This is a genomic window from Vallitaleaceae bacterium 9-2, from assembly GCA_038396585.1.
In the GTDB taxonomy this organism is placed as follows: domain Bacteria; phylum Bacillota; class Clostridia; order Lachnospirales; family Vallitaleaceae; genus UBA1351.
Genome location: CP121691.1, coordinates 1,067,066 through 1,078,651 on the forward strand (window position 1 = coordinate 1,067,066; position 11,586 = coordinate 1,078,651).

Sequence of the window (11,586 nt, forward strand, 5' to 3'; positions counted from 1 at the left end):
TAAGGGATATTATATAAATGAACGGAAAGAGAAGATGCCATGAAAAAAATATTTTTTACAGTCATGAGTGTACTTATTATGATTTCATTTTCTTATCAAAGCCAAGGGTCTGTCATTAAAGACAAAAGCGAGAATGTACTTTATACGTATATTGATTCTTCACAATTTATGGCTTCAATATATTGGGAAGATGCCTGGTCCGATTTGGAAGGTGGAGACTTCGAATTAGTCGTTGTGGCAGATAATCATCTGGATGAACCCTTATATAGTGACAAAGTACAGGGGAAATCCATTGTGTTTTCTTATCCTGAACAAACAAAAAAGTTGAACATACAGCTATATTATCAGACGGGTGAAGAGGAACGGTTGCTTCAGGAAAAAGACATAGAGCTTATGGATGGAGAGTTCTTACGAGGTAATCAAGTAAGTGAAAAAAAGTCTCCTCAACTTAACTTAGCCTATTATTCGCTGGAAGAATCGACTCTATATATTGAAGTTAATGATAATAGACAACAACAGGTAATCTATGGGGAAGGTACGATTGCGATTGATTTAGAATCAGGTAATAATCGCTATGAAGTTTTTTTTGAAGGACAAGAGCATATTATTTATGGTGTGAGTGGTGAAGTGTTTTATAATACGGTTCCGCCAAGCATTCAAATTTATGATGAAACGTATGTGATTAATCAAGAGACAGAACGAGCCAGTATTCAGGGAAAGGTTGAGAATGGATCGTATCTTATGATTAACCAGCGCGAGGTTATACTTGATAACAATGGTGAATTTGAATATGATATAGAGTTGAATGAAGGTAAGAACCGAATTACTCTTTTTGCAAAAAGTGAAGCAGGTGTTAGTAGCTTTCGTAGCATTGTCATTGACTATCAACGAGAAAAAGCCACGCAAAAAAGCAATGTATGGAAGATTGTTTTTGGGAGTGTAGCAGGGGGATGTGCAGTTTTAGTTTTAGCTTTGTATTTAGTAAAAAAACGTAAGAAAAATTAGTTTTATAATGGAATAAAGGTTCATAAGTAGAGGATGGATGTACTTGATTGGTTGTGCTTGTACCCATCCTTTTTTGATGCATTATTTTTTGACGCTAGCAATGATTTGGAGTAAAATATAAATTAAGCACATGTAATGTAAAAAAGACTCCAAAGGAGATAAATATGAAAAGGTTTAAGTTTAAATCTATTGTCAGTAGACTCGCATTTCATGTATCCGTTGCGGTGTTTTTGGTCTCGATTGCCTTTAGCACATTAAACTACTTTGGAGAAAAAAAGGACATTGAAGAGAGGATGAGTGCAAAACTCGGATATATTCTTGATACCGCATCGTCAAGTCTTACACTCCCGGTATGGAGAATTGATTATCCTGCGATGGAAGGTATTATAAAAAGTTTTGCCAGAAAGTCGGAGGTTGTATCTATAGAATTGTTTGACTTAGATTATCAACCTATCTATAGTGCAACTAAAAGTGACAAATCCTATGAAGAATATATGACATATACGGATGAAGTTGATATCTTTTATAATGGAGAAATCTTAGCAAGTGTCAAGATATCGATAACCGACTATTACGAAGTGAAATTCTTCCAAAAAACGGTATCGAAAAACATGCTTCTATTAGCCTTTCAGATTATCATTATACTCTTTATGATTCGATTTTTAACGACAAGAGAGCTTCAACCTTTATCCAGAATTAATCAAGCGGCTAAACGTATTGCAGAAGGAGATTTTGAACATTTTATTACGGAAATTGGTGATAATGAAATAGGTGCTCTTGGGACAACGATTAACAATATGCAAGGCAAGCTTAATATACAAAAAAAACAAATCTTACATAACATGAACAAAATACGCCTTCAAAATGAAAAGCTCGTAAATGCCAATATGGAAATAGAAGCCCTTTATGGTCAGACCAAAGCATACAGCCAACAGCTTGAAGCATCAATTGAGATGAATCGGCTGGCGTATTTTGAGACCGTAAAAGCCCTTGCGAAAGCGATAGAGGCCAAAGATCATTATACAGCAGGACATTGTGAGAGAGTTGCAAGTCTATCTGTAGAGATTGGACGCCATCTTAAGCTAGAGGAACAGGATTTAGAGACATTACACTTAGCGGCTACCCTACATGATATCGGGAAAATTGGTATATCATCGGAGGTCTTAAATAAAGAAGGAAAGCTGACGAGAGAGGAGTACAATTACATCAAGCAGCATCCTAGAATCGGGTATGATATTCTTTGTGATATCTCGTCATTAAAAAAAGCGGCTAAAATTGTACTTCAACATCATGAACGCTGGGATGGAAAAGGTTATTCGTGTGAGCTAAAAGCTACAGAAACATCTCTTGAAGCAAGGATAATAGGAATAGTAGATGCGTTTGATGCTATGACAAGTAGTCGCCCATATAGAAAACAAGCACTATCAATAGAAGAAGCAATGCGTGAAATTCTAAACGGAAAAGGTAAACAATTTGATGAAGAGATTGCCGAGATTCTTCTCAAAATCATCGTCTTAGAAGGTGAAGCTTATGAATAAAAATAACAAGGCTCCTTATATTCCGATGTATTTTCGCTATGTACTGTTAGCTTTATTTTTGGCGTTTTTTCTACCGATTTATTTTAAGGATTTTCAAAGGCTTCAAACAACATCTGAAGAGATAACACTCATGAGCGAATATGAAACGGTGTTTAATATAGAAAATCTCCAGACAGAACCTATTATTTTAGTGACCAACAATTATGAACCATATATCTATAATGACCCAGACCGCTTTAGCTTTGTGGAAGAAGTTGTAGAAGCGGCGCTTTTGGCAGCAGAAGTTGATTACGTAATCGAAAGATATCCTTGGGAAAGGTGCCTAGAAATGGTTCAAACGGGCAGAGCATTTGGAACCTTCCCTTATATTGAAACCAAAGAGCGTAAAAGCAGATATATATTTTCATCCAGTATTATGGATACAATGGATGACTTTACGGTACTTTTTTATAATCGTCAGATACGTGAGTTGGAGGGGGTGCATATTGATAATATGCAGCAATTGAGTACATATCGTATAGGCGTGATGAGTAATTTTTATTATTTGCCGATAATTTCAAATTACAACTTGAAAACAGAGACAGCATATGATCAGGTATATCTTTTTCATGAACTTGCAGCGGGAAGGTTGGATATTGTTGTATCCGATTATTATGTTGGAGAATACATAGTGGAAGAAAACTTACCAGAACAAGCAAAAGATATTGGGGTATTAGATTATGAGTGGCCCGTGCATTATGATTATTATAAAGTCATGATGGACAAAGAAAATCCCCAAGCTAAGTGGTTTATACAAGCTTTTGATGAAGGCATGCAGATTATACAAAATAATGGACAATATGATGACTTATATAAGAAGTTTCAAGATGAGTTTTAACGTTAACCGTAGGTTCAATTTTTGTGAACATGTATTGGAGGGAATGCCATGAATAAAAACCGTAAAAAATCAAAGGTATCGTTTAGCATTTCATTAAAAATCACATTAGCAATCATTGTAGCGAATTTAGTTATTGTATCGGCTATTGGTATTATGGTAGGTCTTATAGTCGATAAAAATGTAGGAGAACAAACCAAGCAATATGCAATGGAGCAATTAAACGGACATCTAAATCAAGTGCATCATGTCTTTAGCGAGATTGAGATTGCGACAAAAGTCCTTGAATCCGAATTAGCGACTATGGTTGATGTTCAAAAACTTAAAAATGATATAAATTATGAAAAACAATTCAATGAAGAAATTACCAAGATGGTAGGTAATTTTGACGAGAACCTTGATATCACACGAAGCATATATATTTATTTCGATTATGAACGCTTTGGGAGAGAAATAGATATGTGGTATAATGATGCGAACGATGGTAACGGGTTTGTTCAGCAGGCTTCTATGGGAGGCGCAGAATTTTATGTGGATGGATATCATGCATGGTATCATGAGCCCATTAAGGGTAATGCAATATGGACTGAGCCCTATATGTCTACAGCAGGAGCACCCATCACGTCTTATGTTATGCCATTAGAAGTTGATGGTGAAGTGGTTGGCATGGTCGGCATGGATTTATATTTAGGTGATATACAAGAGCAAATCAATGAATTGGTTTTATTTGAAAGTGGCTATATTTATTTGATTCATGAAAATGGAGATTTGATTGTCCACAAGGATCATGGATGGGTTGATGGAAAGGCGCAAAGTCTACTTGATTTAGATAATGGCCAAGAATTTTTGAATGCGATGAAACAATCACCGACAGGGATTTTAAACACAGTCGATGCATCAGGTAATAAGATGTTTTCAGCTTATGGTCACCTTTCCAATGGCTGGATATTAGGCTCAAGTATTCCTGAAAGTGAGATGACGGCTGTCTTTCGTAATATTATCATGTTTTTAATTATAATTGCCTTGATTGGATTAAGTATTGCGATTGCCGTTGCATTTTTTATTGGCAGAACTATCAGCAAACCTATCTATACCATTGTTGAGGCGACAGAAAAAATCAGTGAAGGTGACTTAACAGTTCAAGTTCAACTCAAAAGCAATGATGAGACGTCATTACTCGCATCAGCTCTTAACAAAATGAGTGGGGAGATTAAGACACTGATTAAAGAGGCAAAAAATGTTGGAGAGCAAATGATTTTTACTGCAACGGATTTGGCTGCGATGTCAGAAGAAACGAATGCAACGGTTGAAGAAGTCGCAACGACCATTGATGAGATAGCAAAAGGAACAAATGAAACAGCAGCAGAAGCAGAGAGTGGTGCAACAATAGCAGGAATCATCGACAAAAAATTTGATATTTTGATTGAGAAAAGCAAGATGATGGGAAAAAATGCAACAGAAGTCATCAGTGTAAATGAAACAGGCCTTAGCACCCTGGGCATATTAAAAGATAAATCTAAAATTGTAGAAGCGTCCAATGCGAATGTTGTGAAAAGCGTTGGAAGTTTAGAAAAAAGAATTCAAGAAGTAACAGATATTATTAATGCCATATCTACGATTGCAGATCAAACCAATCTATTGGCTTTGAATGCATCGATTGAAGCGGCAAGGGCAGGAGAAGCTGGACGGGGATTTGCTGTCGTCGCGGAAGAAATACGAAAGTTAGCTGAAAGTTCCAGTGCTGCAACAGATAAAATTAGCACCATCGTCAGTGCAATCCAAAAAGAAAGTACGGACACGGTGTTGGTTATGGAAAAATTAAATATTATAACCAATGAGCAAAATCAAGCCGTTGGTGAAGTCAGTGGGTCCTTTGCAACGATTTATGCATCAGTGAATAGAATTACCCAAGATATTGATATGGTTATATCTGAGTTGAATGCTTTGTACGCAAGTAAAGACGAACTGATTCGTTCATCGAATAATATATCTGCTGTGTCAGAAGAGACGGCAGCGGCAACACAAGAGGTAAATGCATCAATGAATGAACAAACCAAAGCAGTAGAAGAGGTTGCAACGAGTGCAGAAAAACTCAATGTATTGTCACTAAAGCTTAAAGAGCATATTGATGTGTTTAAGGTACAATAAAAAAAAGGAGTTACGCATATGACAGAGCAAAATACAACGTATAATCAACTTAAAAATGAAACATCGCCATATTTACTCGCGCATGCCAACAACCCAGTCAATTGGTATCCCTGGGGTGAAGAAGCATTAGAAAAAGCGCGTAGAGAAAATAAAGTGATTTTTTTAAGCATTGGATATCATGCTTGCCATTGGTGTCATGTTATGGAAGAAGAAGCTTTTAAAAATAAAGCGGTAGCAGCATATCTTAATCAATACTTTATTAGCATAAAAATTGACCGAGAGGAACGACCAGACCTTGATCATCAGTATATGACTATTGTCAATCAAATCGCCGGACAAGGCGGTTGGCCATTACATGTTTGGCTAACGCCATCGTTGACGCCGATTTATGGAGGAACATATTTTCCGCCTCAAGATCATGTCGCTAAACCTGGATTTATGACGGTGCTTGAACATATTGTCAACAAATGGGAAGAGGGACCAGAAGCAATAGAAAAAAGTGGCACAGAATTTATTGAGCAGATGCAGCGACTAGAAGCTGTTGAGCCGCTTCCGATAGAGGGCAATATTTGCCAAGAAAGCGCCCAAGCGATTATGAAGCGATTTGACCCACCGTATGGAGGGTTTAGCCAAGCACCTAAATTTCCAGCACCCCATCAATTATTATATTTGATGGGATATGACCTGGAACATTCAGATGTGCAGCTACAACATATGGTTAATACGACCCTTATTGGCATGGCTGCAGGTGGGCTACATGACCATGTAGGTGGAGGGTTTGCAAGGTATAGCGTTGATGAACGCTGGGAGATTCCTCATTTTGAGAAGATGCTGTATGATAATTTGTTGCTTTTAAAAAGCTATAATGTTGCTTATGCACAATATAAGAATCCAGTCTATAAAACGATAGCCTATCGAATCGTTAGTTTTTTACGTCGAGAACTTTTGAGTTTAAAAGGTGGGTTTTATACAGCGCTTGATGCGGATACACAAGGCGTTGAAGGCGGATTTTATACCTTTAGCATTGATGAAGTCCAGTCCGTTCTTGGAAAAGAGGGCGATGGCTTTGTCAAGGCATATCAGATGACCCAGGAAGGTAACTTTGAAGGAAAGAATCACTTACACATTAGGATGGAACAATTAACCCAGGAGCATTTTAACCAATGGGAAAAGGCTTTAGAACGCCTGCTTACATATAGAGAAAAACGCAAGCATCCGGCACTTGACTATAAGATCTTAACATGGCAAAATGGTCTTGCTATATCTGTGCTTTCGCATATGGCAAGACTTTATGGAGACCCGCAAATCTTAACATTGGCAAAAGAAGCCAAAGATTTTGTGGTATGGGACTTAAGAAAGCAAGATAGGCTTGTTAGTCATATAACAAGTAAACAACAGGGGAAGCATGTGTTTGTTGATGACTATGCTTATTACATTGATGGTCTTATTGAGTTATATATGACTATGTTTGAACCAGCATATTTAGTGGAAGCCAAAGCAATGATGGAAGAAGCGCTCGAGCTATTTTGGGATGATAATCAAGGAGGTTTTTTCTTAGCAACGCGTGACAATCAAGAAGTGACCATACGACAAAAACAGTTTTTGGATACGGCGACTCCATCAGGTAACAGCGTTATGGGACATAATTTATATCGCTTATATGTGCTTACCCAAGACAAACGCTATGAACAGATGTTTCGACAATTACTAGAGGCCTATGGACACTATTTAAAAAAAGTACCGGGGTATTGTTCCTACGGACTGCTTCCATTACTTCAAGAAGAACGCGGAAGTCGTCTTTTGAAAATTGCTATTACAAAAGAAGATAATTGGCAGGAGTTATATCAAAAAATCGGAGATAAAATGATGGATTATGACGTGGTTTGTCTTGTGGATAATCCCGAAATATATCCGATTATTAATGGAAAAACAACATATTATCGTTGTGAAGGTTTTGTCTGTAAAGAACCTAGCAATGTGTTGATTTAGGAGATATTGAGAATGAAAAGAAACGTTAGCTTAGAGGAAATAACCGATGGTAAAATATATACCATTAACGATATGGTGCGTGCAGATACAGGAGGCTGTCAAGGTTGTCACGTGTGCTGCACGGGAATGGGAGAATCTATAACCTTAGATCCATATGATGTGTATCGCTTGACCCAAGGCTTAGCATGTTCCTTCGATGAATTAAATCAAAGCAAGCTAAGTTGGCATCGTGAAGATATGCTGATGTTACCAAACTTAAAAGTGGAAGGGAAAAACGAGCGTTGTATTTTTCTTGATGAAAATGGACGGTGTACAATACATGTATATCGTCCAAGCGTATGTCGCTTGTTTCCCCTTGGGCGATATTATCATGAAGACCAATTTAGCTATATATTGCAAGTACACGAATGTGTAAAACCCAATCGGTCGAAAATAAAAGTGAAAAAATGGATAAATAATCCCGACGGAAAAGCCTATGACGATTTTATCATGGCATGGAGACGATTTAAGAAAAACACTCAGGCATATATGGAACAAGTGCAGGATAAAAAGCAGATTGAAGCAATGAATCAGTTGGTGCTACATAGATTTTTTAAGACGCCCTATGATAATGAGCGAAGCTTTTATGAACAGTTTTATGAGCGTTTAGGTTAACTTGAAGAAAGGCTTGACTTCGAGTATACTATAAGGGATAAGATGATAGAGTAACGAATAAGGAGAGGATACATAATGATGCTAAGTATTAAAGAGGCTGCAATAAAGGTTGAGCTGACACCACATACATTAAGGTACTATGAATCGGAGGGGTTGATTCCTTTTCTTCAGCGCGATGAACAAGGGCACCGAGTATATCGAAAAAAAGATATCGAATGGATACAGTTTATCTTATGCCTGCGCAACACCGGAATGTCTATACGAGAGATGAAAAGTTTTGTAAAATTGTACAAAGGCGGAGAAGAGACAATACCTGATCGGATGGAGATTTTATATGAACATAAAAAACTCATTGAAGATCAACTAAGAGAGACTAAATGGTACCTGAACAATATTAACAACAAGATAGCATATTATGAATCGATTAACAAGGAGTATCTAAATTCAAAGGAAGAAAGGAAGACATTATCCCATGAATAATTTTGTGTTTAAAAACTCGACAGAACTTGTTTTTGGAAAAAACGTTGAAGACCAAACGGGCATCTATACTGCCAAACATGGTTCAAAAGTACTTTTACATTATGGTGGTGGAAGTATAAAAAGAACAGGATTGTATGATCGGATTATAAAAAGTTTAGAGGAGAATAATGTTGATTATATTGAATTAGGCAATGTTCAAGCCAATCCTAGATTATCTCTTGTTCAAGAAGGTATTCGACTGTGTAAAGAACAGCAAGTTGATTTTATTTTAGCTGTTGGTGGCGGAAGTGTTATTGATTCGGCAAAAACCATTGCGGTTGGAGCAAAATATGAAGGGGATATTTGGGAGTGTTTTGTCGGTGAGGCAAATGTGACAGATGCTCTAGGCTTAGGCGTTGTCTTAACGATACCTGCAGCCGGAAGTGAGACAAGTATGGGAGCGGTTATTACTAATGAAGAGGGATGGTTAAAACGACCATTAGGTCATCCGTTGATGCGTCCGACGTTTGCACTTTTAAATCCGGAATTAACCTATACATTACCGGATTATCAAACAGCATGTGGCGTCTCAGATATGCTTGCCCATACGATGGAACGGTATTTTACAAATACGACAAATGTGGACTTAACGGATCGGCTGTGCGAAGCGACGATGCGTACTATTATAGAAGAAGGACCTAAAGTTCTTGAAAATCCAACAGATTATGCGGCAAGAGCAGAGATTATGTTGGCAGGGACTGTCGCACATAATGATTCCTTAGATCTAGGTCGGGAGACGGACTGGGCGTCTCATGATATTGAACATGAACTTAGTGGAATTTATGATATTGCTCATGGTGCTGGGTTAAGTATTGTTTTCCCTGCATGGATGAAGTATGTATACAAAGAGAACAAGCCACGATTTGAACAATTTGCATATCGTGTCTTTGGCATTGAGCCTCAGTTTGATGATTCAGATGCCAGTATAGTGAAAGCGATAAAGGCACTTGAAGATTTCTATGTAAAAATGGGATTGCCAATTCGTTTGGAAGATGAAAATATAACCGATGATCGTTATAGTGAAATGGCAAAAAAAGCAACAAATAACGACACAAGAACACTTGGGCATTTTAAAGCTTTAAATTCTCATGATATTCATGAAATTTATAAATTATGTGCAATGCCGAAAAAATGGTAATTATATGAAAAAACAGTATGAAGATTTTGCATTTGTTTATGATGAACTAATGTCAGAGGTTCCCTATGAACAATGGATAGCATTTATAAAAAGTGTTTTTGATCAATCGGAGACAAATATACAATTAGTAGCTGATCTTGGCTGTGGCACAGGGAATGTAACAATTCCCCTGGCCCAGTCCGGATATGATATGATTGGGATTGATTTATCAGAAAACATGTTGATGATCAGTCGTCAAAAAGCCGAAGAGGCTGGAGTCAATCCTTTGTTTTTATTACAAGACATAACGGAATTTGAACTATATGGAACGGTTGATGGCGTGATAGCCGCTTGTGATAGCTTGAATTACTTGTCTTCAAAAGAAAAAATATTGGATGTTTTTTTGCTGGTTAAGAATTATTTGAATGAAGGTGGTATCTTTATCTTTGATGTCAATACGGAATACGTTTTTGAGAAGGTGTATGGAAATCAGACATTTACCTATCGCGATGATGATGTAGCCTACATTTGGGAAAACACATACGACAAAAAGAAGAAATCCAACACCTATGATATTAGTTTTTTTGTTCGGGACGATGAGGAAAACTATGTACGTTTTGATGAATATCATAATGAATATGCCTATGGGCAAGCGACACTTGAAGCTTTAATTTTAGAGGCTGGCTTGACATTGCAGGCGGTTTATGATAATTATAGTTGGAAACTACCGCAAGAAAACACAGAGCGATTAACATTTATAGTCAAAAAATAGGAAAGAGAATATATGGATAAATTATTAAGAGCTACAACAACAAATGGTGAGATACGTGCTTTTGCAGCCAATACGAAAGAACTTGTTAATATTGCCAGAACATATCATCAGACATCCCCTGTTGCTAGTGCAGCCCTTGGGCGCTTATTGACAGCTGGGGTGATGATGGGATCAATGTTAAAAAGTGAAAAAGAGTTATTGACTTTGAATATTCGTGGTGAAGGTCCAATTGGGGGCGTGCTCGTTACAGCTAATGGAACGGGACAGGTCAAAGGATATGTCAATAATGCATTAGTTGATTTGCCTTTAAAGCCTAACGGAAAACTGGATGTATCCGGAGCTATCGGACCGGGGACATTAACCGTAATTAAGGATCTAGGAATGAAAGAACCTTATGTGGGACAAGTAGAGCTAGTCTCAGGTGAGATTGCAGAAGATATCACCTATTATTTTGCAAGCTCAGAACAAACGCCATCAGTAGTTGCGTTAGGCGTATTGGTTGATACGAACTATTCAATCAGACAAAGCGGAGGCTTTATAGTTCAATTGCTTCCTCAAGCCAGTGAAGCAACAATTACCCAGCTAGAAAAAAATATTCAAAACTTACCAAGTGTGACAACAATGTATGAAAATGGTCTAGATGAAAAAGGCATGTTAGAGAAAGTTTTGGAAGGGTTTGAGATTCGAATTAATGACACTTCCCATCCAAAGTATTACTGCAATTGTAGCCGAGAACGTGTTGAAAAAGCGCTGATTAGTATTGGAAAAGAAGAGATGGATTCCATCATTCAAGATGGAGAGCCAATTGAAATGGCGTGCCACTTTTGTGATAAAAAATATCGCTTTGATATTGAGCAACTAAAAAACATGCATATATAAGATATTAAATCCTCAGATAATGAGGATTTTTTTATTTCCAAAAGCTACTTGACAAAGGTTCTCATTTGTTGTAGTATAAAACCGTACCCCC

At 37.3% G+C, this 11,586-nt stretch carries 10 protein-coding genes; all 10 read left to right on the forward strand.

The window, feature by feature from the left end; genetic code table 11:
- Positions 1-39: 39 nt before the first annotated feature.
- The 10 genes from QBE53_04980 (at position 40) to hslO (ending at position 11,495) form a co-directional block, all read left to right on the forward strand.
- Complete coding sequence (locus QBE53_04980) at positions 40-1,005, forward strand: hypothetical protein (protein WZL82461.1); 966 nt, start codon at positions 40-42, stop codon at positions 1,003-1,005.
- 164 nt (positions 1,006-1,169) lie between these two features.
- Positions 1,170-2,543, forward strand: a complete 1,374-nt coding sequence (locus tag QBE53_04985; GenBank protein ID WZL82462.1) for an HD domain-containing protein — start codon at positions 1,170-1,172, stop codon at positions 2,541-2,543.
- Positions 2,536-3,420, forward strand: a complete 885-nt coding sequence (locus tag QBE53_04990) for a transporter substrate-binding domain-containing protein (protein ID WZL82463.1) — start codon at positions 2,536-2,538, stop codon at positions 3,418-3,420. Before QBE53_04985 ends, QBE53_04990 begins: the two co-directional genes overlap by 8 nt.
- Positions 3,421-3,468: 48 nt before the next feature.
- Entirely contained in the window at positions 3,469-5,565 is a 2,097-nt protein-coding gene (locus QBE53_04995; GenBank protein WZL82464.1) for a methyl-accepting chemotaxis protein, read from the forward strand.
- 18 nt (positions 5,566-5,583) lie between these two features.
- Positions 5,584-7,554 (forward strand): thioredoxin domain-containing protein, encoded by a 1,971-nt coding sequence (locus QBE53_05000; protein WZL82465.1) that lies wholly within the window; start codon positions 5,584-5,586, stop codon positions 7,552-7,554.
- A 12-nt stretch (positions 7,555-7,566) separates the two neighbouring features.
- Positions 7,567-8,208: a YkgJ family cysteine cluster protein gene (locus QBE53_05005; GenBank protein ID WZL82466.1), complete on the forward strand. Its 642-nt coding sequence runs from the start codon at positions 7,567-7,569 to the stop codon at positions 8,206-8,208.
- 75 nt (positions 8,209-8,283) lie between these two features.
- Entirely contained in the window at positions 8,284-8,688 is a 405-nt protein-coding gene (locus tag QBE53_05010) for a MerR family transcriptional regulator (GenBank protein WZL82467.1), read from the forward strand.
- Positions 8,681-9,865 (forward strand): iron-containing alcohol dehydrogenase, encoded by a 1,185-nt coding sequence (locus QBE53_05015; protein ID WZL82468.1) that lies wholly within the window; start codon positions 8,681-8,683, stop codon positions 9,863-9,865. The genes QBE53_05010 and QBE53_05015 overlap by 8 nt, the downstream gene beginning before the upstream one ends.
- 4 nt (positions 9,866-9,869) lie before the next feature.
- Complete coding sequence (locus tag QBE53_05020; GenBank protein ID WZL82469.1) at positions 9,870-10,616, forward strand: class I SAM-dependent methyltransferase; 747 nt, start codon at positions 9,870-9,872, stop codon at positions 10,614-10,616.
- A 12-nt stretch (positions 10,617-10,628) separates the two neighbouring features.
- Positions 10,629-11,495, forward strand: coding sequence for an Hsp33 family molecular chaperone HslO (gene hslO, locus QBE53_05025; GenBank protein WZL82470.1), 867 nt, complete (start codon positions 10,629-10,631; stop codon positions 11,493-11,495).
- Positions 11,496-11,586: the final 91 nt, after the last annotated feature.

Coding starts and splice junctions, on each gene's coding strand:
- QBE53_05000 (WZL82465.1), top strand. CDS start 5,584: ATGACAGAGCAAAATACAACGTATAATCAACTTAAAAATGAAACATCG.
- QBE53_05005 (WZL82466.1), top strand. CDS start 7,567: ATGAAAAGAAACGTTAGCTTAGAGGAAATAACCGATGGTAAAATATAT.
- QBE53_04980 (WZL82461.1), top strand. CDS start 40: ATGAAAAAAATATTTTTTACAGTCATGAGTGTACTTATTATGATTTCA.
- QBE53_04990 (WZL82463.1), top strand. CDS start 2,536: ATGAATAAAAATAACAAGGCTCCTTATATTCCGATGTATTTTCGCTAT.
- QBE53_04985 (WZL82462.1), top strand. CDS start 1,170: ATGAAAAGGTTTAAGTTTAAATCTATTGTCAGTAGACTCGCATTTCAT.
- hslO (WZL82470.1), top strand. CDS start 10,629: ATGGATAAATTATTAAGAGCTACAACAACAAATGGTGAGATACGTGCT.
- QBE53_05010 (WZL82467.1), top strand. CDS start 8,284: ATGATGCTAAGTATTAAAGAGGCTGCAATAAAGGTTGAGCTGACACCA.
- QBE53_05015 (WZL82468.1), top strand. CDS start 8,681: ATGAATAATTTTGTGTTTAAAAACTCGACAGAACTTGTTTTTGGAAAA.
- QBE53_05020 (WZL82469.1), top strand. CDS start 9,870: ATGAAAAAACAGTATGAAGATTTTGCATTTGTTTATGATGAACTAATG.
- QBE53_04995 (WZL82464.1), top strand. CDS start 3,469: ATGAATAAAAACCGTAAAAAATCAAAGGTATCGTTTAGCATTTCATTA.